Source organism: Ensifer sp. Root558 (genome assembly GCF_001427045.1).
In the GTDB taxonomy this organism is placed as follows: domain Bacteria; phylum Pseudomonadota; class Alphaproteobacteria; order Rhizobiales; family Rhizobiaceae; genus Ensifer; species Ensifer adhaerens.
Window position 1 is genome coordinate 297,888 of record NZ_LMGC01000012.1, and the last position, 22,698, is coordinate 320,585.

At 62.7% G+C, this 22,698-nt stretch carries 24 protein-coding genes; 13 read left to right on the forward strand and 11 right to left on the reverse strand.

The window, feature by feature from the left end; genetic code table 11:
• The gene (gene ubiE / locus ASD63_RS14835; RefSeq protein WP_034797505.1) at nt 1-777 is read right to left on the reverse strand and encodes a bifunctional demethylmenaquinone methyltransferase/2-methoxy-6-polyprenyl-1,4-benzoquinol methylase UbiE; all 777 of its coding nucleotides are present in this window, start codon (nt 775-777) and stop codon (nt 1-3) included.
• Between the two features lie 172 nt (nt 778-949).
• Here ubiE and mutM point away from each other — a divergent pair, with 172 nt between their 5' ends.
• From mutM to dnaA, 4 genes are all read left to right on the forward strand, one after another.
• The gene (mutM, locus tag ASD63_RS14840; RefSeq protein WP_034797500.1) at nt 950-1,840 is read left to right on the forward strand and encodes a bifunctional DNA-formamidopyrimidine glycosylase/DNA-(apurinic or apyrimidinic site) lyase; all 891 of its coding nucleotides are present in this window, start codon (nt 950-952) and stop codon (nt 1,838-1,840) included.
• Between the two features lie 46 nt (nt 1,841-1,886).
• A complete protein-coding gene (locus ASD63_RS14845; protein WP_034797495.1) occupies nt 1,887-2,660 on the forward strand; it encodes an enoyl-CoA hydratase in 774 nt (257 codons plus the stop codon).
• A gap of 191 nt (nt 2,661-2,851) precedes the next feature.
• Nucleotides 2,852-3,118: a 30S ribosomal protein S20 gene (gene rpsT, locus ASD63_RS14850; protein WP_034797494.1), complete on the forward strand. Its 267-nt coding sequence runs from the start codon at nt 2,852-2,854 to the stop codon at nt 3,116-3,118.
• 1,143 nt (nt 3,119-4,261) lie between these two features.
• A complete protein-coding gene (gene dnaA / locus ASD63_RS14855; protein WP_034797490.1) occupies nt 4,262-5,707 on the forward strand; it encodes a chromosomal replication initiator protein DnaA in 1,446 nt (481 codons plus the stop codon).
• A gap of 51 nt (nt 5,708-5,758) precedes the next feature.
• Here dnaA and gcvA read toward each other — a convergent pair whose 3' ends face one another.
• On the reverse strand, nt 5,759-6,703 hold the full coding sequence (gene gcvA / locus ASD63_RS14860) for a transcriptional regulator GcvA (protein ID WP_051659373.1): 945 nt from the start codon (nt 6,701-6,703) through the stop codon (nt 5,759-5,761).
• Between the two features lie 134 nt (nt 6,704-6,837).
• Between gcvA and ASD63_RS14865 the strand changes: the two genes are divergently transcribed.
• The 6 genes from ASD63_RS14865 to ASD63_RS14890 all read left to right on the forward strand — a co-directional run bounded on the left by ASD63_RS14865 (nt 6,838) and on the right by ASD63_RS14890 (nt 11,166).
• On the forward strand, nt 6,838-7,797 hold the full coding sequence (locus tag ASD63_RS14865) for a DMT family transporter (RefSeq protein WP_234798723.1): 960 nt from the start codon (nt 6,838-6,840) through the stop codon (nt 7,795-7,797).
• A gap of 122 nt (nt 7,798-7,919) precedes the next feature.
• Nucleotides 7,920-8,294, forward strand: coding sequence for a YciI family protein (locus tag ASD63_RS14870; protein ID WP_034797485.1), 375 nt, complete (start codon nt 7,920-7,922; stop codon nt 8,292-8,294).
• Nucleotides 8,291-9,562, forward strand: coding sequence for an RNA polymerase sigma factor (locus tag ASD63_RS14875; protein WP_034797482.1), 1,272 nt, complete (start codon nt 8,291-8,293; stop codon nt 9,560-9,562). The genes ASD63_RS14870 and ASD63_RS14875 overlap by 4 nt, the downstream gene beginning before the upstream one ends.
• An 87-nt stretch (nt 9,563-9,649) precedes the next feature.
• Entirely contained in the window at nt 9,650-10,045 is a 396-nt protein-coding gene (locus ASD63_RS14880) for a DoxX family protein (RefSeq protein WP_034797480.1), read from the forward strand.
• Between the two features lie 27 nt (nt 10,046-10,072).
• Complete coding sequence (locus ASD63_RS14885; RefSeq protein ID WP_051659372.1) at nt 10,073-10,444, forward strand: DUF1801 domain-containing protein; 372 nt, start codon at nt 10,073-10,075, stop codon at nt 10,442-10,444.
• Between the two features lie 107 nt (nt 10,445-10,551).
• Nucleotides 10,552-11,166 carry a glutathione S-transferase family protein gene (locus ASD63_RS14890; RefSeq protein WP_034797478.1) on the forward strand — a complete coding sequence of 205 codons (615 nt, stop codon included), beginning with the start codon at nt 10,552-10,554 and terminating at the stop codon, nt 11,164-11,166.
• Nucleotides 11,167-11,194: 28 nt separating this feature from the next.
• Here ASD63_RS14890 and hemW read toward each other — a convergent pair whose 3' ends face one another.
• The 4 genes from hemW to rph form a co-directional block, all read right to left on the reverse strand.
• Nucleotides 11,195-12,379 (reverse strand): radical SAM family heme chaperone HemW, encoded by a 1,185-nt coding sequence (gene hemW / locus ASD63_RS14895; RefSeq protein ID WP_060529504.1) that lies wholly within the window; start codon nt 12,377-12,379, stop codon nt 11,195-11,197.
• A gap of 82 nt (nt 12,380-12,461) precedes the next feature.
• A complete protein-coding gene (gene rdgB, locus ASD63_RS14900; RefSeq protein ID WP_034797474.1) occupies nt 12,462-13,106 on the reverse strand; it encodes an RdgB/HAM1 family non-canonical purine NTP pyrophosphatase in 645 nt (214 codons plus the stop codon).
• Nucleotides 13,107-13,123: 17 nt separating this feature from the next.
• Nucleotides 13,124-13,519 carry a VOC family protein gene (locus ASD63_RS14905; RefSeq protein ID WP_034797471.1) on the reverse strand — a complete coding sequence of 132 codons (396 nt, stop codon included), beginning with the start codon at nt 13,517-13,519 and terminating at the stop codon, nt 13,124-13,126.
• A 15-nt stretch (nt 13,520-13,534) separates the two neighbouring features.
• On the reverse strand, nt 13,535-14,254 hold the full coding sequence (gene rph, locus ASD63_RS14910) for a ribonuclease PH (RefSeq protein WP_034797469.1): 720 nt from the start codon (nt 14,252-14,254) through the stop codon (nt 13,535-13,537).
• Between the two features lie 262 nt (nt 14,255-14,516).
• On the opposite strand from rph, the gene hrcA reads away from it, so the two are divergent.
• Nucleotides 14,517-15,596, forward strand: coding sequence for a heat-inducible transcriptional repressor HrcA (gene hrcA / locus ASD63_RS14915; RefSeq protein ID WP_034797467.1), 1,080 nt, complete (start codon nt 14,517-14,519; stop codon nt 15,594-15,596).
• Nucleotides 15,597-15,858: 262 nt separating this feature from the next.
• Nucleotides 15,859-16,467: a nucleotide exchange factor GrpE gene (gene grpE, locus ASD63_RS14920; protein ID WP_034797465.1), complete on the forward strand. Its 609-nt coding sequence runs from the start codon at nt 15,859-15,861 to the stop codon at nt 16,465-16,467.
• A 94-nt stretch (nt 16,468-16,561) separates the two neighbouring features.
• On the opposite strand, the gene ASD63_RS14925 is transcribed toward grpE, so the two are convergent.
• A complete protein-coding gene (locus ASD63_RS14925) occupies nt 16,562-17,797 on the reverse strand; it encodes a D-arabinono-1,4-lactone oxidase (protein ID WP_034797463.1) in 1,236 nt (411 codons plus the stop codon).
• A gap of 11 nt (nt 17,798-17,808) precedes the next feature.
• A complete protein-coding gene (locus tag ASD63_RS14930) occupies nt 17,809-18,576 on the reverse strand; it encodes an SDR family NAD(P)-dependent oxidoreductase (protein WP_034797461.1) in 768 nt (255 codons plus the stop codon).
• Nucleotides 18,577-18,726: 150 nt separating this feature from the next.
• Here ASD63_RS14930 and ASD63_RS14935 point away from each other — a divergent pair, with 150 nt between their 5' ends.
• A complete protein-coding gene (locus ASD63_RS14935) occupies nt 18,727-19,539 on the forward strand; it encodes a helix-turn-helix transcriptional regulator (protein ID WP_060529505.1) in 813 nt (270 codons plus the stop codon).
• Nucleotides 19,540-19,593: 54 nt separating this feature from the next.
• Here the strand turns inward: ASD63_RS14935 and ptsN are convergent, their stop codons facing one another.
• From ptsN to rpoN, 3 genes are all read right to left on the reverse strand, one after another.
• Nucleotides 19,594-20,058, reverse strand: coding sequence for a PTS IIA-like nitrogen regulatory protein PtsN (gene ptsN, locus ASD63_RS14940; protein ID WP_034797457.1), 465 nt, complete (start codon nt 20,056-20,058; stop codon nt 19,594-19,596).
• A gap of 172 nt (nt 20,059-20,230) precedes the next feature.
• The gene (gene raiA, locus ASD63_RS14945) at nt 20,231-20,803 is read right to left on the reverse strand and encodes a ribosome-associated translation inhibitor RaiA (protein WP_034797455.1); all 573 of its coding nucleotides are present in this window, start codon (nt 20,801-20,803) and stop codon (nt 20,231-20,233) included.
• 223 nt (nt 20,804-21,026) lie between these two features.
• Nucleotides 21,027-22,565 (reverse strand): RNA polymerase factor sigma-54, encoded by a 1,539-nt coding sequence (gene rpoN, locus ASD63_RS14950; protein WP_034797453.1) that lies wholly within the window; start codon nt 22,563-22,565, stop codon nt 21,027-21,029.
• Nucleotides 22,566-22,698: the final 133 nt, after the last annotated feature.

Genomic DNA, 22,698 nt, shown 5'->3' on the forward strand with positions numbered 1-22,698 from the left:
TCAGATTTTCCAGCCGGAATGCAGCGCTGCGATGCCGCCGGTGTAATTGGTGAAGGAGACGCGCGAGAAGCCCGCTTCCTTGATCATCGTCGCGAAGTCCTTCTGGTTCGGAAACTTGCGGATCGATTCCACCAGATACTGGTAGGGCGCTTCATCGCCGGTGATCAGCTTGCCGAACTTAGGGATCGCGTTGAACGACCAGGCATCATAGAAGCGGTCGAGCAGCGGCATTTCCACTTCGGAGAACTCCAGCACCAGCAACCGGCCGCCGCGCTTCAGCACCCGGTATGCCTCCTTCAGCGCCACGTCGATGCGCGGCACGTTGCGGATGCCGAAGGCAATCGTATAGGCGTCGAAGGTATTGGCCTCGAAAGGCAGGTCCTCGGCATTGGCTTCGACGAAATCGAGATTGGCGGAGAGCTTCTTCTTCTCGGCGCGCTCGGCGCCGACGGCCAGCATCGAGCCGTTGATGTCGAGCACCGTCGAATGCGCCTTGCGGTCGGAGGCTTCGATGATGCGGAAGGCGATATCGCCGGTGCCGCCGGCAACGTCGAGCGTCCTGTAGCCCTCGCGGCGTGGCGGGTTGAGGGCCGCGATCATCGCATCCTTCCAGGCGCGGTGCAGGCCGGCCGACATCACGTCGTTCATGATGTCGTAACGCTTGGCCACCTTGTGGAAGACGTCGTTGACAAGCGGCTGCTTCTCGCCCGTGCCGACGTTGCGGAAACCGAAAGATGTTTCCATGCCGCCATCGGCCGATACGCGCTGATCCGTCATACGAAGAACTCCACCTGAACCAATTTTTCCGGCACCATAGCGAAAAGGCCCGTCACACGCTATCTCGTGGGCGGGACTGCGGCTGCGGCATAGCGCACCCCTATAGGATAAGAAGGCCGCCAAGGAAATGCCAACCACCGCATCCGGTGGCTGAGATCGAAGGAGTGCATTCATGCCGGAGTTGCCCGAGGTCGAAACCGTCAAGCGCGGCCTCGCGCCGACCATGGAAGGCGCGCTGCTCGTGAATGCGGAATTGCGCCGGCCGGATCTGAGGTTTCCCTTCCCGGAGAATTTCTCCTCGACCGTTGCCGGCCAGCGCATCGTCTCGCTGTCGCGCCGCGCCAAGTATCTGATGATCGATCTGGAAGCCGGTGACGTGATCATCGCCCATCTGGGCATGTCCGGTTCCTTCCGCATCGAGGTGGGGCCGGCGGCAACAACGCCCGGCGAATTCCACCATCCGCGCGGCAAGGATGAAAAGCACGATCACGTCATCTTCCATCTCGACGGTGCGCAAGGCCCGGTGCGGGTGATCTACAACGACCCGCGCCGCTTCGGCTTCATGGACCTTGCTCGCCGCGACACGGTGGCGAGCCACGCCTATTTCCGCGCGCTCGGCGAGGAGCCGACCGGCAACGTGCTCGATGCCGCCTATCTCGCCGCACGCTTTTCCGGCAAGGCCCAACCGCTGAAGGCGGCGTTGCTTGACCAGAAGAACATCGCCGGTCTCGGCAATATCTATGTCTGCGAGGCGCTCTGGCGCTCGCACCTGTCGCCGCTGAAACCGGCCGGCGCGCTCGTCGACAAGCGCGGCAAGCCGAAGGAGGGGCTCGTGCGCCTGACGGATGCGATCCGCGAGGTCATCGCCGATGCCATAGCCGCCGGCGGATCGTCGCTGAAGGACCATATCCAGGCTGACGGCTCGCTCGGCTACTTCCAGCACTCTTTCTCCGTCTATGACCGCGAAGGACAGGCTTGCCGCACGCCCGGCTGCGACGGTACGGTCGCCCGCATCGTGCAGGCGGGACGCTCAACCTTCTATTGCCCGCACTGCCAGAAATGAACGCCAGTCCGTGAGCGGTCTGGTGCATGAACCGGAGGAAACAGAAATGACCTACGAAACGCTGCTGGTCGAAACACGCGGCCGCGTCGGCCTGGTGACGCTCAATCGTCCGCAGGCGCTGAATGCGCTGAACTCGACCGTGATGCGCGAGCTTGCCGCGGCGCTGAAGGCCTTCGACGCCGACAAGGAGATCGGCGCCGTGGTCCTCGCCGGCTCGGAGAAGGCGTTTGCCGCCGGCGCCGACATCAAGGAGATGCAGACGCTCGATTTCGTCGACAGCTATCTTGGCGACTTCATCGGCGGCTGGGACCAGGTGGCGGCAGCTCGCAAGCCTTTGATCGCTGCCGTTTCCGGCTACGCGCTTGGCGGCGGCTGCGAGCTGGCGATGATGTGCGACTTCATCATTGCGTCCGAGACCGCGAAGTTCGGCCAGCCGGAAATCACCCTCGGCGTCATTCCCGGCATGGGCGGCTCCCAGCGCCTGACGCGCGCCGTCGGCAAGGCGAAGGCCATGGACCTGGTGCTGACCGGCCGGATGATGGATGCGGCCGAGGCAGAACGCGCGGGACTCGTTTCGCGTGTGGTGGCGCCGGAGAAATTGTTGGAGGAAGTGCTCACCGCTGCCGAAAAGATCGCCTCCTTCTCGCTGCCCGCGGTGATGATGGCCAAGGAGGCCGTAAGCCGCTCGCTGGAGCTGACGCTTGCCGAAGGCCTGCGTTTCGAGCGTCGGCTCTTCCACTCGCTGTTTGCGACCGAAGACCAGAAGGAAGGCATGGCCGCCTTCGTCGCCAAGCGCAAACCGGAGTTCAAACATCGCTAGCCCAGAGCACGGCGCGCAGATTCTGGAAATTGCGCGTTGACGGGGCGGCGGTTTCCCGCTATACGCCGCCCTCAGTTTGGAACGCCATTCTGGGCTTTCCGGAAATACTCCCGAATTGCTTTGATGACAGGTCGCAGTGACCCGGCACGGCGAGGGGCGGAGTTCATGTCAGTTTTCGAAGAGAGGCACAAATGGCCAATACAACTTCGGCGAAAAAGGCGACCCGCAAGATCGCACGCCGCACCGCAGTGAACAAGGCCCGTCGTTCGCGCGTTCGCAACTTCATCCGCAAGGTCGAAGAAGCGATTGCAACCGGCGACCAGGCAGTTGCAGCCGCAGCGCTCAAGGCAGCTCAGCCCGAGCTGATGCGCGCAGCCACCAAGGGCGTCCTGCACGCCAACACTGCATCGCGCAAGGTTTCGCGTCTTGCACAGCGCGTAAAGTCGCTTTCGGCCTAATCCGGCTAAGAAAAATCTGTTAATCGAGAGCCCGGCCCTTGCGCCGGGCTTTTCGGATTCATACTTCTGTCATCGCGATGGTTAATCTGGCGGCTTGGGCTTATGTCAGTGCGATGACAAGATTTATATAACTATTTCAATGGCTTGTGAGAGGTCCTTATCAAAAGGATGTCTCTGACTGGGGGGGCGTTCGGCCCATTCTGAGTCAAGCGAATTTTTATTTTTTTTCTTTTTCGCCAGCTAAGCAAAGAGCGAAAAATCAAAACCCTTGATTCAACAGGGATTCTTCTCGGACTCGGAATGCGGCAAGCAAATGGCGGCCGGAGAGTCAACGGCCAGCGCTTAAGGTTGCGTAAAAATCGCGATTGATCTTGCCCATCGATCCTGCCTAAATGCCCTCCACAGGGGACACGGACCACATCTGTAAAAAGAAGCAAAAGAGGCCATTTCGAAGAAATGGTTTCGATGTTTCTGTCCTTTGTATCAGGGCGGCTCCGCGTCGTTCAATCAGACAAGTCGAAGGTGAAAAAACCGGATGGTTCATACCACTCCGGACGGGAAACTTTCGTCCTGTGATTGTGAGGCGGCCATCTGCAGCACCTGCGTCCGGTCGGACGCCTAGAGGTCGCTGCGGCGCTTTGACGGCTGCCTGTCTTGCCCTTTGATCGGCTACGACAAAGGAAAGATGCAGGAGGCCTCGATGGAGGGTGCAAGCGGCGCCCGACGCGAGGCCAAGGTCCAACGCGCGGCTCATCGCTTCGTACGAGGGTGCGACGAGCTGTTGACGAGGAGGAGGATCCGGTACGGCGCGGGAGCGCGTCGAAGGGATTGTTGACGAGAGGCGCGAGGGGACATCCTCCGGCCCAGCAGGGCAGGTGGGTGCGCGTAGCGCGCAGCGAGGCGGGAGATGAGGAGCCCGGCGTCGTCTGCGACTGTGACGTTCGGCGAAAGCGGCATGGCCCATACGGGCGCCGCGGGCGACGGACATAAGAGATGAGGCCGGCAGCGATGACGGCATCTGAACATGAATTGGAAGGCGGCAAAATGCAGATGAATTTGGTGACGGCGGGCGCACTTCAGAAAGAAGGAGACGCATTTCAAGCCGGAAGCAATCTATCTCAGGCGGCGGGGGAAAAAACCGACATGAGGCACGACGCACTGTTCGAGCGGGTAAGTGCGCGTCTCAAAGCTCAAGTCGGTCCGGATGTCTTTGCAAGCTGGTTTGGGCGTCTGAAGCTCCATTCCGTATCCAAGAGCGTTGTGCGCCTTTCGGTGCCGACCACGTTCCTGAAGTCCTGGATCAACAACCGTTATCTTGACCTCATCACCTCGATCTTCCAGCAGGAAGACGGCGAGATCATGAAGATCGAGATCCTGGTGCGCACGGCAACCCGTGGCGCCCGTCCGACCACCCAGGAAGAAGCGCTGCCGCAGGCGGCAGAAGCATCTCCGGCTCAGCCCGCGCGCCGTCCGGCCGCAGCCCAGCCGGTGGCAACCGTTGCCGCGGCGACTGTCGCAAGCATGCAGAGGCCGACCCAGGCGCCGCTCTTCGGCTCGCCGCTCGACCAGCGCTACAATTTCGAAAACTTCGTCGAGGGTTCCTCGAACCGCGTGGCGCTTGCCGCCGCCCGGACGATTGCGGAAGCCGGCGCCGGTGCGGTGCGGTTCAACCCGCTCTTCATCCATTCGAGCGTCGGTCTCGGCAAGACGCACCTTCTGCAGGCGATTGCCATCCAGGCGCTGCAGAGCGCGCGTGCGCCGCGCGTCGTCTACCTGACGGCCGAATACTTCATGTGGCGTTTCGCCACCGCGATCCGCGACAACGACGCACTGTCCTTGAAGGAGTCGCTGCGCAACATCGATCTCCTGATCATCGACGACATGCAGTTCCTGCAGGGCAAGTCGATCCAGCATGAGTTCTGCCACCTGCTGAACATGCTGCTCGATTCCGCCAAGCAGGTCGTCGTCGCAGCCGACCGCGCACCGTGGGAACTGGAATCGCTCGACAGCCGCGTTCGTTCGCGTCTCCAGGGCGGCGTCGCCATCGAGATGGACGGCCCGGACTACGACATGCGCCTGGAAATGCTGAAGCGCCGCCTGGACACGGCCCGTCAGGACGACGGTTCGCTCGACATTCCCGGCGAGATCCTGAGCCACGTGGCACGCAACGTGACCGCCAGCGGCCGCGAACTGGAAGGTGCCTTCAACCAGCTCCTGTTCCGCCGCTCCTTCGAGCCGCAGCTCTCGCTCGAGCGCGTCGATGAATTGCTCGGCCACCTCGTCAACGCCGGCGAACCCCGCCGCGTGCGCATCGAGGACATCCAGCGCGTCGTCGCCAAGCACTACAACGTCTCGCGCCAGGAGCTCGTCTCCAACCGCCGCACCCGTGTCATCGTCAAGCCGCGCCAGATCGCGATGTATCTGTCGAAGACGCTGACGCCGCGCTCCTTCCCGGAGATCGGCCGTCGCTTCGGCGGACGCGACCACACGACCGTGCTGCACGCCGTGCGCAAGATCGAGGAGTTGATCTCGGGCGACACCAAGCTCAGCCATGAGATCGAGCTGCTGAAGCGCCTGATCAACGAATAGTCGAGCCGCATTGCCGCAAAAAAAGCCCGGGTTCGCCCGGGCTTTTTTATTTTACCGGACCGCTTTCAGTGCCGGCCGTGGCGGACGCTTCGTCACCGCATTCCCCACACCCTGCTCGGCTCGTGCCTGTTCGATGATCCAGGCGCGAAAGGCCGTGACCGGCGGGCGGTCGAGTGCGGCCGGCGGGTAGACGAGATGGTAGGCAAGCCCGGTCATCACGCCCTCAGGGAAGGGGGCTTCCAGCACACCCTCCGCAAGCTCGCGCGTGACCAGCGACAGGCGCACCAATGCAACGCCGTCGCCGGCCTTGGCCGCCTCGATCGCGCCGTTGCTGTTGACGAAGACCGGCCCTCGCCCGGCGTCCACCCCGTCGGCGCCCGCCGCATCCAGCCACAGCCTCCAATCCTGACGGTGGACGTCGTGCAAGAGCACATGCGCGGCAAGGTCACCCGGCATGTCGAGTGGGTTCCTGGCGCGTAGTGCCGGGTGAAGGACCGGCACCGGGTCGTCATCGATCAATCGTTCGCTCACAAGACCGTCATAGCGACCAAGCCCATGACGGATGGCGATGTCGACCCCATCGCTGTTGAAGTCGGTCAGCCGATTGGTGGTGCTGATGCGCACGTCGATGCCGGGCACCTGTAACTCGAAGGCGCCGATGCGCGGCACCAGCCACTGCGCGGCAAAGGTGGGCGTGCAGCTGACCGTCAGCACCGGCGCACGCTTGCGCGCCGTCAGTTCCTCGGTCGCCTCGCGCATCATTCGGAACGCGCGCCTGAGCGTTGCGAAATAGGTGCTGCCGTCCTCCGTCAGCGCCAACTGTCTCGGCCGGCGCTCAAACAGCGTCACTGCTAACGCCTGCTCCAGTTCGCGCACCTGCAGGCTGACGGCGCCAGGCGTCACGTTCAGTTCTTGCGCGGCCTTGGTAACGCTTAGATGTCGCGCGGTGGCCTCGAAGGCGCGAAGCGAGGCAAGCGAAGGAAGGTATGTCGACATGGTTTAGCCAAACTCAATCATGTGGCGAGAAATGATCGTTTGTTCGAAGCTCAATATCCTGAGAATAATGGCACAAAGTCAAGATGGTAGATGCCATCACGGTTTAGCCTGACAAACAAACGAGGGTTAAGGCAATGACACAAGCAACGCAGGCCAAGGTCATGGGCGCCCGGGAATGGGGCATGTTGATCCTGCTCTCCATTCTGTGGGGCGGCTCCTTCTTCTTCATCGGCGTCGCCGTCAAGGCGTTGCCTCCGGTCACGATCGTGGCGCTCCGCGTCAGTCTCGCGGCGCTCGCGCTGCTCGCCTTCGTTCGACTGATGGGACTGTCGATGCCGCGCGACCCGCGCGTGTGGTTGGCTTTCTTCGGGATGGGGCTGCTCAACAATCTCATCCCCTTCTCGCTGATCGTCTGGGGGCAGACGCATATCGCAAGCGGCCTTGCCTCGATCCTCAACGCCACCACGCCGCTGTTCGGCGTGATCGTCGCGCATCTCCTGACCGATGACGAGAAGCTGACAGCCAACCGGTTTGCAGGCGTCGTCGTCGGCTTCCTCGGGGTTGCGATGATGATTGGCCCGGCAGCGCTCGGTGGGCTCGGTTCGAACCTGCTTGCCCAGGTCGCCGTGCTCGGCGCAGCGCTCTCCTATGCGCTCGCCGGTGTCTTTGCCCGCCGCTTCAAGCGCATGGGCGTGGTGCCGATCGTGACTGCGACCGGTCAGGTCTCGGCCGCAAGCATCATGCTGGTCCCGCTGTCGCTGCTGATCGATCATCCCTGGACGCTTCCCATACCCGGCTTCGACGTCTGGGCGGCGATCGTCGGCATCGCGCTGATTTCCACGGCGCTCGCTTACGTCCTGTTCTTCCGCATCCTGGAAACGGCCGGTGTCACAAACCTGATGCTGGTGACCTTCCTGATCCCGGTCAGCGCCATCCTGCTTGGCGCTTTGTTCCTCGGCGAAACGCTGGAACTCAAGCACTTCCTGGGCATGACCTTGATCGCGGCCGGTCTGGCGGCGATCGACGGGCGGCTTCTGCGCCTCTTTTCCCGGCCGGCCATCGACACCAAGTTAGAGTGCCGCGACAACGCTTGAGCATTTCTGATTTGCACGCATTGCGGGCCGGTGGGCGAAAGCACCACCGGCCCTGTTTTTTTCATCCGGGTTGTCGGCTATTGCTTGCCGCCACCGTCTTTGTTTCAGGAGCTGGAGTTCCGATGCTTTACGCCGTGTTTTGCTACAATCAAGAAGATGTCACGAACGCCTGGACCAAGGAGCAGGACGAAAAAGTCATGCATGATCTGTTGGCCGTACAGAGCAAATATGCGGAGGCAGGCCGGCTTGGGCCGGTGGCGCGCTTGATGCCGACGACGGCGGCGACGACGCTCCGGCACAGTCACAGCGAGACGATCGTAATCGATGGCCCGTTTGCCGAGACGAAAGAGCAACTGCTCGGTTTCTATGTCATCGACTGTGCGTCTCTCGATGATGCGCTCGAGTTCGCCCGTGATCTGAGTTCTGCCAATCCGGCCGCCGGCTCCTATGAAATCCGTCCTCTTGCCATCTACAAACCCAGTGAGCTTGCTTCATGACAGACACAGCCTGGATAGACCTCGCTCTCGTTTCGGCCCGGCCGCAGGCCGTGGGCGCGCTGTTGCGCTATTTCCGCAACCTCGACACTGCCGAAGAAGCGTTTCAGGAGGCCTGTATCCGGGCTTTGAAGACCTGGCCGAAGAGCGGCCCGCCGCGCGACCCCGCCGCCTGGCTGATCTTCGTCGGCCGCAACAGCGGCATCGACAAGGTGCGCCGCCAGTCCCGCGAGACGGCGCTGCCGCCGGAGGAAATTCTTTCCGACCTCGAGGATCAGGAGGGCGCGCTCGCCGACCAGCTCGACGGCTCCCACTATCGCGACGACATTCTTCGCCTGCTGTTCGTCTGCAGCAATCCGGCGCTGCCGGCAACGCAGCAGATCGCGCTGGCGCTGCGCATCGTCTCGGGCCTTTCGGTCAAGCAGATCGCCCGCGCCTTCCTCGTCAGCGAGGCGGCGATGGAACAGCGGATCACGCGGGCCAAGTCGCGTGTCGCGGCCGCCGGCCTTGCCTTCGAGACCCCGGATGCGGCCGACCGGTCAGATCGGCTCGCCGCCGTCGCCACGATGATCTACCTCGTCTTCAACGAGGGCTATTCGGCGATGAACGGCCCGGAAAGCGTCTCGGCCGACCTGTGCCAGGAGGCGATCCGGCTCGGACGCCTGCTGCTTCAGCTTTTCCCGGCCGAGCCGGAGATCAAGGGGCTGACGGCGCTCATGATGATCCAGCATTCGCGGGCGCGCGCCCGCTTCGACGCCGATGGCGCCGTCATCCTGCTTGATGACCAGGACCGCAGCCTGTGGGACCGCTCGCTGATCGACGAGGCCTTGGCGCTGATCGACAGGGCGATGCAGTACCGCCAACCGGGCGCCTACCAGATCCAGGCGGCGATCGCGGCGCTGCATGCCCGCGCCGAGCGTGCGGATGAGACCGACTGGGCGCAGATCGACCTGCTCTACCAGGCGCTCGAGCGGCTGCAGCCCTCTCCGGTGATCACGCTCAATCGCGCAGTGGCGGTTTCGAAGCGTCAGGGGCCGGAAGTCGCGCTGGCGATGATCGCGCCCTTGGCGGAAAAGCTCTCCGGCTATTTCTATTTCCATGGCTTGAGCGGCCATCTCCTGAAGCAGCTCGGCAAGGTCCGCGAGGCGCGTGTGGCCTTCGACCATGCGATTGCGCTTGCGACCAACGCGGCCGAATGCGCTTACATCCGCATGCAGCTCGACAAGCTCGATGAAACGCCTGGTATCGAGATCTCCGAAAGAAAAATCTGACGGTGCCTGTCGGGATCCCTCATGCGCTTTCGTCCTTGGACCGAGAACGAAATCCAAGGAGAGAAATCAGTGACCACCAGCCTCGTTATGCCCGCCCCAACGGCAAAGTCGATCATCCTCGGCCGCTTCCTCAGCGGCGTGCTAGTCGCCTTCCTGATTTTCGATGCCGTCATCAAGCTTGTGCCGCTTGCTGTCGTCACCGAAACCATGGTCGCGCTCGGCTATTCCGCCGACCAGGGTCTGGCGCGGCTGCTCGGCATTCTCACATTGTTGTGCACGGTGCTCTATGTGATCCCGCGCACCTCGATCCTCGGCGCCATTCTGCTCACCGGCTATCTCGGCGGGGCGATGGCGACGCATCTGCGGGCCGGCAGCCCGCTCTTCACCCATCTGCTTTTCGGCTTCTATCTCGGCGTGATCGCCTGGGGCGGCCTCTGGCTTCGGGATCCGCGGCTGCGCGCCCTCATTCCCTTCAGCAACTGACAGAAACGGAGCGCTCGAAAGACGACCATGACCAAAAAAGTCAACGACTACATTGCCGGCCTCTCCGGTGTCCCGGCCGACGTGGCGAAGCGCCTGCATGGTGCCCTCCTGGCCACAGGCGCGCTCAATGACGCCGTCAAATGGGGCCATCCCATCTATGAGGCCGGCGGCGCGGTCTGTCTGCTCAAGGGGGCAAAGGATTGCGTGACCTTCGGTTTCTGGCGCGGCGCCGAGATGCTTGATCTCGACGCACGCCTGGAGAAGGGCGGCGGCAAGGGCGACATGGCCTATATTCGCCTGCGCACCACCGATGACGTGGACGACGCTCAGGTCGCCCGGCTGGTGGCTAGGGGCATCGAGCTCAACCGGCTGAAGGGCGATCCGATGAAAGCCGCCTAGACGAAACAAACTTGCATCGTGGCCGAAGAAACAGAGCGCCTTTATCGGCTGCGATGCAATATCTCTTCACGGGAACAGGAATTCACGCCAGATCCCGCGAGGCAGCCATGATCCTCTACTATCAAACCCACTCTCCCTTCGCCCGCAAGGCGCTTGTCTTTGCTCACGAGATCGGCCTTGCCGACCGGCTGAAAGTCATCCACCACGAGACGAGCCCAACGCGGCGCAACGACGAGGTCTATGCCGAAAACCCGCTCGGCAAGGTTCCGGTGCTGTTGCGTGAGGGCGAAGAGCCGATCTTCGACAGCGATGTCATCTGCGCCTATCTCGATACGCTGCACGAGGGACGCAAGCGGATCCCCGAGGTCGGCGAACCTCGATGGCGGGCGCTGCGCATGCAGTCGGTGGCGCAGGTTCTTGCCCAGACCGGGATCGGCTTGCGCTGGGAGTGGGAGAGGCGCCCCGAACATCTGCGCTATCCGGAACTCGCCAAGGGCTACGAAGAAAAGATCGAGGTGACCTACGATTGGCTGGAGCAGACGTTATCGCCCGAGGAAGACGTGGATATCGGGCAGATCGCGCTGGCGACGGCACTGTCCTGGATGGCGTTTCGCTACCTGCCGTCGTTTCGCAACCGTCCGAGGCTGACCCGCTGGTTCGATGCATTCGAAGGCCGGCCGTCGATGCAGGCCACGCCGCTGTCAGGTGAAACGTTCGATTGAGTCTGTAGCCGGCGAAGACCGCCTGCCCTCAGGGGCAGGCGAGATCAGCGACCACGGCGTCGAGGATCAGCATGCCGGCCGGCGTGCAGCGCAGACGCGAATTGCCCAGCCGCTCGATGAAGCCGTGATCGATCAGGAACTGCTCGCGCTCCGGGTCCGGGTCGCGGCCGGACAGCGTCTGCCATCGCGCCAAGTCGACGCCTTCCTTGAGGCGCAGACCCATCAGCAACAACTCGTCGGACTGTGCTTCGAGATCGAGGGATTCCCGCTCGATCATGCCGTGACCATGGGTCTCGACGAGCCGCAGCCATTCCTCCGGCTTGCGCTCCGTAGAGGTCGCGATCTTGCCATTGCCGATGCCCAGGCGCCCGTGGGCGCCCGGGCCGATGCCGGCATAGTCGCCGTAGCGCCAATAGGTGAGGTTGTGCCGGCTCTCGGCACCCGGGCGGGCGTGGTTTGAAACTTCGTAGGCCGGCATGCCGATGGCGGCGGTAATGTCCTGCGTCGCCTCGTAAAGCACTGCCGACTGCTCGCCATCAGGCACGATCAGCTTGCCGGCCTTGTGCAGGCCGTAAAAGGGCGTGCCCTCCTCGATCGTCAGCTGGTAGAGCGACAGATGGTCGACCGCATAGGAGACGGCTTCCTTCAGCTCATGCTCCCATTCTTCGACCGTCTGGTTCGGACGGGCATAGATCAGGTCGAAGGACATGCGCGGGAAGATCTCGCGCGCCAGCCGGATCGCCTTCAGCGCGTCCTCGACATTGTGCAGCCGTCCGAGGAACTTCAGATCGCGGTCGTTCAGCGCCTGGACGCCGAGCGAGACGCGATTGACACCGGCAGCGCGGTAGCCGTGGAAACGCGTCGCTTCGACGCTCGACGGGTTCGCCTCCATGGTGATTTCGATGCCGTCGGGCACATGCCAATGGCGAGCGATGCCCTGGAGGATGGCATCGACCGTCGACGGCTCCATCAAGGACGGCGTGCCGCCGCCCATGAACACGCTGGTGACCGTGCGCGGGCCGGAGAGTTCGCGCACCTCTTCCATTTCCTTAAGGAAAGCTGCAACGAAACGCGGCTGGTCCACCGGCTGGTGGCGCACATGGCTGTTGAAGTCGCAATAGGGGCACTTGGCCGCGCAGAACGGCCAATGCACGTAGACCCCGAAACCGGGGTCCATGCCGTCACCGATCGCCGATAGCGTGGCAGTTTGCATTATTGCGTCTCTCATGGTCACTTTCAGTAGAGAGCGGGATGCGGGCGGAAAACCGCACGCACTTTTCCTCATCCCGCTCAGATCAGGCTCCGAGGCAGGTCTCGGCAAAGATCTTGAAGGCGCGGGCGCGGTGCGACAGAGCCTCTTCGTCACCCGGCTTCCAGCCGTGTTTCTCGTCGGCGCTCATCTCGCCGAAGGTGGTCTCGTAGCCCTTGGGCTGGAACACCGGATCATAGCCGAAGCCCTGGCCGCCGCGCGGCGGCCAGACGACGAAACCTTCGACCTCGCCGCGGAAGAGCTCGACATGACCGTCCGGCCAGGCAAGGCAAAGAACCGAGACGAAACGGGCGGTGCGCTCGGAAGGCGTTTTGGCGCCTTTCTCCTGCAGCGCATCTTCGACCTTCTGCATGGCCATGGCGAAGTCGCGGCTGCCATCTTCGCGCTCGGCCCAGTTGGCCGTATAGACGCCGGGCGCTCCATCGAGCGCGTCGATCGCGAGACCAGAATCGTCCGAAAGTGCCGGCAGGCCGGAGGCCTTGGCCGAGGCGAGCGCCTTGATCGCGGCGTTCTCCTCGAAAGTGGTGCCGGTCTCGTCGGGCTCGATGAAGTTGAGGTCTGCGGCCGACTTCGCCTCGAAGCCGAGCGGGCCGATGAGATCGCGGATTTCGCGGATCTTGCCGGCGTTGTGGCTGGCGACGATCAGCGTCTTGTTGTCCAGTTTGCGCATGGTGTCTCGTTTCGTGTTCATTCGATGGACCAGAGGCCCGGTTCCGCACATTCAAGGCTGTTGCCGGCCGGGTCGCGGAAATAGAAGGACCGCGCCCCGTTCGGCCAGCGGGTGTCCGCTTCGATCGCGATGCCCGCCGCTTCCAGTTTCGCCTTCCAGGCGTCCAGCGCTGCGGCGGAAACCCGGAAGCACATGTGGCCCTGGCCGCTCGTGCCGTGCGGGATCGGCGGCTTCAGCGTTTCGGCCGGATTGAAAATCAGAAGCACGCCCGGTCCGCAGCGATAGAAGACGTGGCGGTTGCCGGCACGCGTGATCTTTGCGAGCCCGAGAATGCCACCGTAGAAGGCCTCGGCGGCATCGAGATCACCCACGTAAAGGGCGGTCTCGAGAATGCCTTCCAGCGCCGGGGCCATCTTGACGTTCCTTCCTCAGCCGGCGATCGCCTGCTTCTGCAGCGCGACCAGTTCGGCAATGCCGGTCTTGGCAAGGCCCATCAGGCTCGCGAATTCCTCTTCCGAGAACGGCTTGCCTTCGGCCGTGCCCTGGATCTCGACGATGCCGCCGGAGCCGGTCATGACGAAGTTGGCGTCGGTCTCGGCAGCGGAATCTTCGAGGTAATCGAGATCGATTACCGACTGGTTGGCGAAGATGCCGCAGGAAATGGCGGCGACATGATCCTTCAGGACCTTCTCGACCTTGACCATGTTGCGGGCTTCCATCCACTTCAGGCAGTCGTGGAGCGCGATCCAGGCGCCGGTGATCGAGGCAGTGCGCGTGCCGCCATCGGCCTGGATGACGTCGCAGTCGATCGAGATCTGGCGTTCGCCGAGCGCCGGCAGATCGACCACGGCGCGCAGCGACCGGCCGATCAGCCGCTGGATTTCCTGGGTGCGGCCGCTCTGCTTGCCGCTGGCAGCCTCGCGTCGCATGCGCTCGCCGGTGGCGCGCGGCAGCATGCCGTATTCCGCCGTCACCCAGCCCTTGCCGCCATTGCGCAGCCAGGCCGGAACCTTTTCCTCAAGGCTTGCAGTGCACAGCACATGCGTGTCGCCGAACCGCACCAGACAGGAGCCTTCCGCATGCTTGGAAAAATTGCGCTCGAAAGAAACCTTGCGCATTTGATCGGTTTTTCTGCCGGATGGCCGCATCGTCAACTCCTATCGTATCTCGTGAGCCTTCTACTGCATAATTCCCTAAATCGAAATCGATTTAGGGACAAAATTATGCAGCAGTTTAAGGTGCTGCAGCGACCTTTGGCGCGTCCAAGGATGCGCGGCGCTGCAGAGCATGGCAGAGGTAAAGGGATCCGGTGGAAAGCCGGGCATTCGACCGTTTTTTCCCTTTTGCCAACGGACCGCAGGGACACTATATTCCGGCCACGGCAGGATGTGCCTGCATATGTGGAGTGACATGGTACTGCGCAATCCCGGAGCAAAGGAAATCGCCGCGGCGCTCGACGAGCGCTCGGGCGAAATCTTCCGTCGCATCGTGGAGACCTATCTGACGAGCGGCGAGCCGCTCGGCTCGCGCAACCTGTCGCGGCTTTTGCCAATGGCGCTGTCGCCTGCCTCCGTGCGCAACGTGATGAGCGATCTCGAAGATCTCGGTCTCATCTATTCGCCGCATGTCAGTGCCGGTCGCCTGCCGACCCAGACGGGCCTGCGCTTCTTCGTCGACGCCTTCATGCAGGTCGGAAATCTATCGCCCGAAGATCGCGCCTCGATCGACCGCCATGTCCGGCGCGACGACCATACCCAGCCGGTCGATACGCTTTTGACCGAAGCGAGCCAGATGCTGTCGGGCATGTCGCGCGGCGCGGGTCTCGTCATCACCGCCAAGGCCGATCCGGTGCTGAAGCATGTCGAGTTCATCCGCCTGGCGCCGACCAAGGCGCTGGCCGTGCTCGTCGGCGAACATGACCAGGTGGAAAACCGCATCATCGAGCTCCCGGCCGGCGTCACCAGTTCGCAGCTCACGGAAGCGGCGAACTTCCTCAACGCCCATCTCGCCGGACAGACGATCGCCGAGGTGCGGGCGCAGCTCGAAAAGGTGAAATTGACGGTGCGCGGCGAGCTCGACGCGCTGTCGCAGGATCTTGTCGAGCGCGGTCTCGCCATCTGGTCGGGCAACGAGGGCGACGAGAAGCCGGCGCGCCTGATCGTGCGCGGCCGCGCCAACCTGCTCGAAGGCCTCGAGGGTGCCGAGGACATCGACCGGCTCAGAATGCTGTTCGACGATCTCGAAAAGAAGGACAGCATGATCGAGCTGCTCGATCTCGCCGAAAGCGGCCCTGGGGTGCGGATATTCATAGGCTCGGAAAACAAGCTGTTTTCGCTTTCCGGCTCGTCGTTGATCGTCGCGCCCTATCGCGATGGCGAGGACCGCATCGTCGGCGCCGTCGGCGTCATCGGGCCGACGCGGCTCAACTACTCGCGCATCGTTCCGATGGTCGATTATACCGCGCAGCTGATGTCGCGGCTTTCGCGCTAAGGGCGCTTTTCGTTGCTGCATGTCTCATTGATCGATCTCGATGAAGGACAAAGACATGCAGCAAATCAAAGTGCTACAGCGACCTTTGCGCGTCTGATAAGACGCGCGGCGCTGTAGGAGCGCGATTGAACCCTTGATTTTTCGGCCCCAAACCTCGATATCGGCTTCAAATCCAGTCCCTAAGCATTTTTGCTGAAACGCAGGCTCGCGCTTGCGGCGTGGAAATGCGAAGGACAATAGAGACGACACTGCGGAGAACGTCATGACCGACGATACGAACAAGCACGGACCCGAGGCCACCGACGAGGTATTCGACGCCGCACCGGACGCTGCCGAGGCAGCAGCCGTTGCCGAGCCCGATCCGTTGGAACTCGCCCGGGCCGAAAGCGCCGAGCTGCGCGACAAGTACCTTCGGCTTGCCGCCGAAATGGACAACCTGCGCCGTCGCACCGAACGCGACGTCAAGGATGCCAAGTCCTACTCCGTCGCTGGCTTTGCCCGCGACATGCTGGCGGTATCTGACAACCTGCGCCGCGCGCTCGATGCCATTCCCGCGGAAGCCAAGGAAGCCGGTGAGGCCGGTCTCAACACGCTGATCGAAGGCGTGGAGATGACCGAGCGCTCGATGCTCTCGGCGCTTGAGCGCCACGGCGTCAAGAAGCTGGAGCCGGAAGGCCAGAAGTTCGACCCGAACTTCCACCAGGCGATGTTCGAAATCCCGAATGCGGATGTGCCGAACAACACGGTGCTGCAGGTCGTCCAGGCCGGCTACACCATCGGCGACCGCGTCCTGCGTCCGGCCATGGTCGGCGTTTCCAAGGGCGGCCCCAAGGTCGTCGCTGGCGAAAACGGCGACGCGCCGACCGCCTGATCCTGCTGATCAGAATTCAACAAGAACGCCGCGCGAACTTCGCGCGGCGTTCTTGTTTGGGCTGAGCGCAGCGGCGTGCGTTCGTTCGCCGGCGCTATCCGAACAGTTGCTGCAGGTGATCGTTGAGGAAACGTCCCTCGGGATCGACCTTGGCCCTCAGTGCCCGGAAATCGCCCGCTCGGGGGTAGAGTGCCGTCACATCCTCGGCACCGAGGAAATGCAGCTTGCCCCAGTGCGGCCGCGAACCGTACTGCCTGAGGATCGTGTCCACGTCCTTCAGATATTCCCAATAGTCGGTGCCGGGTTCGCCCGAGACCGAAAGCGTGATCGAATCCTGCTCGAAGAAGGGGCTGATCCAGCCGGTATCGCCGGCGGTGAAGCGATACTCGATCGGGTAGATGCAGGTCGGGTGCTTTTCCAGCATCAGCTTGCGCACCGCCTTTACCGCTTCCTTGCCGTGGGCGACGGGCACCGCATATTCGAGCTCGTGGAAGTTCGGCACGTATTCGATCGGGTAGATCTCCGAGGAATAAGCGATCTTCTCGAACCCGCGCTCCATCGGCGCTTCCTCGGTGATGTCGATCACCTTCATCTCGCAGACGTCGGAGGTCCTGTCCGTGGTCGACACCGAGGCCGTGTCCGGCAGGCAGTAGCAGTGGCGGCTCTCCGGAACCGGGCACCAGAAGAAACCGAAATGGCGGTGCTTGGCGGCAAGCTCGTCGTGCTGTTCGATCATTTCGTCGAAGGTGCAGCGCCAGAGCTTTTCATGGAGATTGTAGCTTTCCATCGCCTGTAATGTGATCTCCGAGATCACGCCGAGCATGCCGACCGAGACGCGCGCCGCCTCCAGCAGATCCGGTGTGGTCTCGTCGACCACGAGGATGCTGCCGTCGGGCTGAACCAGCCGCATGCCGACGATCTGCGAGGCCATGTTGCCGAGCCTGGCGCCGGTGCCATGTGTGCCGGTCGTCAGCGCGCCGGCTAGCGCCTGGCTGTCGATATCGCCCTGGTTGATCAGCGACAGGCCGTTCTCCTTCAGCACCTTGCCGAGCTGGTTGATAGTGGTGCCGGCCTTGACCGCCACGCGCTTGCGGGTGCTGTCGATGTTGACGACGCCCTGCATGCTCGAGAGTGTCAGCTGTAGCCCGCTGGTAAGCGCCACTGGCGTGAAGGAATGTCCGGAACCGGCGCAGCGAACGTTCAGCCCTTGCGCGGTTGCCTCGCGCACCATTTCGGCAAGTGCCGCCTCACTCTCCGGCGCGCCGCGATGGCGCACGATGCATGATTGGTTTCCGACCCAGTTGCGCCAGTGGCCACCTGCCTGAAGCATTTTCCCCTCCCTCAAACCGCGGTGAAGCAATTGTCGACGAACAGATGCGTGCCGTTGATGAAGCTCGCCTCGTCACTCGCCAGAAACAATGCCGCGTTCGCCACTTCCTTCGGATCGCACATGCGGCCCTGCTGCGCGGCGATCGCCGCTTCCGAAACGTCGACGCCGTATTTGCTGAGCCCGACGAGCTCGCGCTTGCCGTGGTCGGTGGCGATGAAGCCCGGGCAGACGGCGTTGCAGCGGATTCCGCGGTCGCGGAATTCCACGGCGATGGCGCGCGCGAACATGTGGCAGGCGCCCTTGGTGGTGTCATAGAGCACCTCCATCGGCGTTGCGGCCACGGCCGAAATCGACGAGGTGCAGACAATGCTGCCGCCGCCGGCCGCAAGCATGCCTGGCAGTACCGCCTTGGTCATCAGGAACATGCTGCGCACATTGACCGCCATCAGCCGGTCCCACTCGTCCTCCTCCGTTTCGAGGAAGGGACCGACGGCGAGGATGCCGGCGTGGTTGAAAAGCACGGTGATGGCGCCGAGGGCCGCTTCAACCGCCTTGACGGCGGACGTCACCTCGGCCGACACCGAGACGTCGGCCGGGGCAAAAATCGCCTCGCCGCCGTTGGCGCGGATCGAGGCGGCCACCTCTTCGCCTTTGCTGCGCGGCAGATCGACGATGCCGACCTTGGCGCCTTCGCGCGCGAAAAGTTCGGATGCGGCAAGACCGCAGCCTCCCGCGCCACCGCTGATCAGCGCCACCTTGCCTGAAAGCCTGCCTGCCATCGTAATCCTCCCCTTGGCGCATCCTTCGCAGCGGTCGCCGATGACGACCCGCGACGGATCCGGTTTCTCACTCCCCTGGAATTATTGTTGACGAGTGAGGGGCTGTCGATATCCCATGGGGGATACGTAGGGTTGGGGGATGACAAGGGAATGCTCGCAAGCGAGTCCGTCGATATCTCGGCGATGATCGGCCTGATCGGCACGGAAGATTTCGGCCGAGCGCTCGATCGGATGCTCCGATCGGTCACCGGCTTCGATCTCTCGGTCGCGTTTGCCTATCCTTACGATGCAAGGCCGATCGTCCTGCATGACGGCTATACGGCCAAGGTGTCGGCAAGTGCGCTTTCCGCCTATCTCGGCGGCGCCTACCTGCTCGATCCCTTTTACGTCGCCTGTTGTGCCGGCCAGCCGGCAGGGCTCTGGCGAATGCGCGAGCTTGCGCCGGACCAGTTCTTCCTGTCCGACTTCTCGTCGTCGGCGGAAGTGCATCCCTGCGTGTCGATGGAATCCGGCGTTCTCGTCGAGGAGGTGGGCTTCGTCATCCCGCTCGATGGTGGCCTGCAGGCGACCTACTCGTTGATGCGCGGCCGCGGCGGCGAGCCTTTCAGCGAGACGGAGCTGGCCACGCTGCGCGTCTACGAGCCGATCGTGCGCGAGGCCATCAGGTCGAACTGGCGCCAGCAGGGCCAGACGATTGCGCCGTCGCCCTCCGAGGAGGGCGACGATGCGATGGAGGCGGCGTTCGAAAGCCTGTGTTCAGATCGACTGACCAAGCAGCAGCGCAACATCGTGCGCCTCATCCTTAGGGGCCACAGCAACCTGTCGATCGGCAAGGTGATGAACATCGCCGAGGGCACGGTTCGCATCCACCGCAAGAACATCTATCGCCGGCTCGGCATTTCGAGCCAGGGTGCCCTGTTCCGGATTTTCATTGATCATTTGAACGGGCGTCAGCTCTACTGAAGCAGGCTTCGAGCGACTGTGCGCATCCTGCCGGATGCGCCCCGTTGTTCAAGCTCAGGCCGCGTGCGAGGTCGCGTCGTCGTCGAGCAGCGTGTAGATCGCGCTGGCGGAATCGCTCGAGCGGATCTTGGCGACCATGTCCTGGTCGCGAAGCACGCGGGCGATACGCGACAGGGCTTTGAGGTGGTCCGCGCCGGCGCCTTCCGGAGCGAGCAGCAGGAATACGAGATCGACCGGCTGGTCGTCGAGCGCCTCGAAATCGACGGGCGTGTCGAGACGCGCGAAAATGCCGATGATCGAGGGGAGATTGTTGAGCTTGCCGTGCGGAATGGCGATGCCGTTGCCGACGCCGGTGGAACCAAGGCGCTCGCGCTGCAGGATCACGTCGAAGATTTCACGCTCGGGAACCCCGGTGATCTTAGAAGCTTTTGCCGCCAATTCCTGAAGGAGCTGTTTTTTCGAGTTGGCCCTCATGGCCGGGATGATCGCATTTTGATGCAGTAGACCTGCCAATGCCATTCTTTTGTCCTCGTTCGCCGGTTAGAGCCGGACAACATCATCACAAATGCGTCGCAATGGCTCTAACCATCTTTGTCATGGCGGATCCCATGCACAGAAAAGTCACATTTCCGGCCGGGCCGCTGAGTTGCGGGAGAGGGACGCCGGCACGCCGGCATCCCTCTTTTTTCGCTCATGCTTTGATATTGGCAGCATCGATCCAGCCAATATTTCCATCGTTGCGCCTGTAGACGATATTCAGTTCGGCCTTGCCGGGAGTGCGGAACATCAGGACGGGTTCGTCCGTCATGTCGAGCGCCATCACGGCGCTTGCGACAGACATCGTCCTTAATTGTTTCGAGCTCTCAGCCACGATGGTCGGCGCATAATCCTCGGGAACTTCGTCGTCCTCGAACGGCACCGAATCCATCACTGTGTAAGCCACCTCGGCAGCGTTCTGTCCGTTGCCGTTGTGGTGATCCTTCAGCTTGCGCTTGTAGCGACGCAGACGCTTTTCGATGCGATCCGACGCCGCGTCAAACGCAGCCTGTGGATCGTTCGCCTGGCCGTTCGCCTGCATTACCACGCCCGTATCGAGATGAAGCTTGCAGTCGGCGCTGAAGCGCGGCCCGGATTTTTCCACAGTGACCTGGCTTGAATATCCTCCGTCGAAATATTTGGTAACGGCCTGCTCGATCTGCTCGCCAATGCGGGCGCGGAACGAATCGCCGATTTCCATCTGTTTACCGGATACACGCACACTCATGGAGTTTCCTCTCTCGTTCGTGATTTGCGCAGCCAGTCTATTCCAAGCGGTCCCGTCATCCAAGCCTTTCAGACTTGCGAGCGCGCCTCTGTCGCAGCCACCGGTCGCACCGGAGGCTTCCGGGGTGAGCAGTCCCCGGCAATTGCGGCGGGCTCATATCGCCTGTGTCGGAGAGAGTCAATCGAAGGTCGCAAAAAAGTTAATGCGCCTTAACTTCCGGTGCTCAGAAACCGGCGGCCTTGGCGAGCGCGCGCTTCTCCCGCCGGCGCTGCACGGAGGAGGGGATATTCATCGCTTCCCGGTATTTGGCGACCGTGCGCCGCGCGATATCGATGCCGGCCTTCTTGAGGACGTCGACGATGTCGTCGTCAGAAAGCACCGCCTCGGTGCTCTCCTCGTGGATCAGCGTGCGGATCTTGTGGCGCACGGATTCCGCCGAATGGCTGTCGCCACCCTCGGCCGAGCCGATCGAGACGGTGAAGAAATACTTGAGCTCAAACAGCCCGCGCGGCGTCAGCATGTACTTGTTCGAGGTGACGCGGCTGACGGTCGATTCATGCATCTTGATGGCGTCGGCGACGGTCTTGAGGTTCAGCGGCCTGAGGTGCCCGATGCCGTTGACGAGGAACGCGTCCTGCTGGCGCACGATCTCGGTGGCGACCTTCATGATCGTGCGGGCGCGCTGATCGAGGCTGCGCGTCAGCCAGTTGGCATTTTGCAGGCATTCGTTGAGGAAGGCCTGGTCGGCGCTGTTTTTCTGTGTGCCGCGTGACACCAAAGCGAAGTAGTCCTGGTTGACCAGAACGCGCGGCAGCGCATCCGGATTGAGTTCGACCATCCATGAGCCGTCGGGCGCTGCCCGCACGACGATATCGGGCACGATCGCCTCGCTGACGCTGGTCTCGAAGCTGGTGCCGGGCTTCGGGTCGAGCTTGCGGATTTCCGCCAGCATGTCGATCAGGTCTTCCTCGTCGACGCCGCAGATCTTCTTCAGCGTCGCGAAATCACGCCGCGCCAGGAGTTCGAGATTGGCAAGCAGCGCCTCCATCGCCGGATCGAGCCGGTCGCGGGCGCGCAGCTGGATGGCGAGACACTCGCCGAGCGAGCGGGCAAATACACCGGGCGGATCGAACTGCTGCAGCGTCAGCAGCACCCTGAGGACATCGGCATGGGCGGCACCCAGCCGTTCGCCGACCTCGCCGAGGTCCGCCTGCAGGTAGCCGGCGTCGTCGAGCAGATCGATGAGATGCTGCGCGATCAGTCGATCGGAAGGAGCCGGCAGCGCGAAGGGCAATTGCTCCAGGAGCGTTTCGCGCAGGCTCTTGCGGCCGGCGACGAAATCGTCGAGGTCGTAATCTTCGCCCTCGCCGCCGCCGGGCATCGATTTCCACTGGCCAAGCAGTTCCGGCGCATCGGCGCGTTGCGGCGTGGTGTCGTCCTGGAAGACATTGGCGAAATCGGCATCGAGCTGGTCGTCGAGCCGCTCGCCGCTTTGCGACGTGGCGCTGTCATAGAGATCCGCCTGGCCGCCGCCGTCGTCGCTTCCGCCTCTCTCGTCTCCGCCGGCCATCTCGCCCTGCTCCGGGGCGACCTGATCGTCATTTGCCTGAAATTCGAGCAGCGGGTTCTTTTCGACTTCCTGTGCGATGAACTGGTTGAGCTCAAGATGCGTCATCTGCAGCAGCTGGATCGACTGCATGAGCTGTGGCGTCATCACCAGAGACTGGGACTGGCGCAGATGAAGGCTGGCGGACAGGGCCATGCTGACGCGAAACTCCCGAGAAATCTCCAGGGGCCGCGGTGCTTCTCCGGTCGCCGGTCGGGCCCTTTTCTTAATTGGCCCAAAAATTGCTTATCGGAAAGGTTTGGTCAAGCGCGTTCGCGGGCGGAATCGC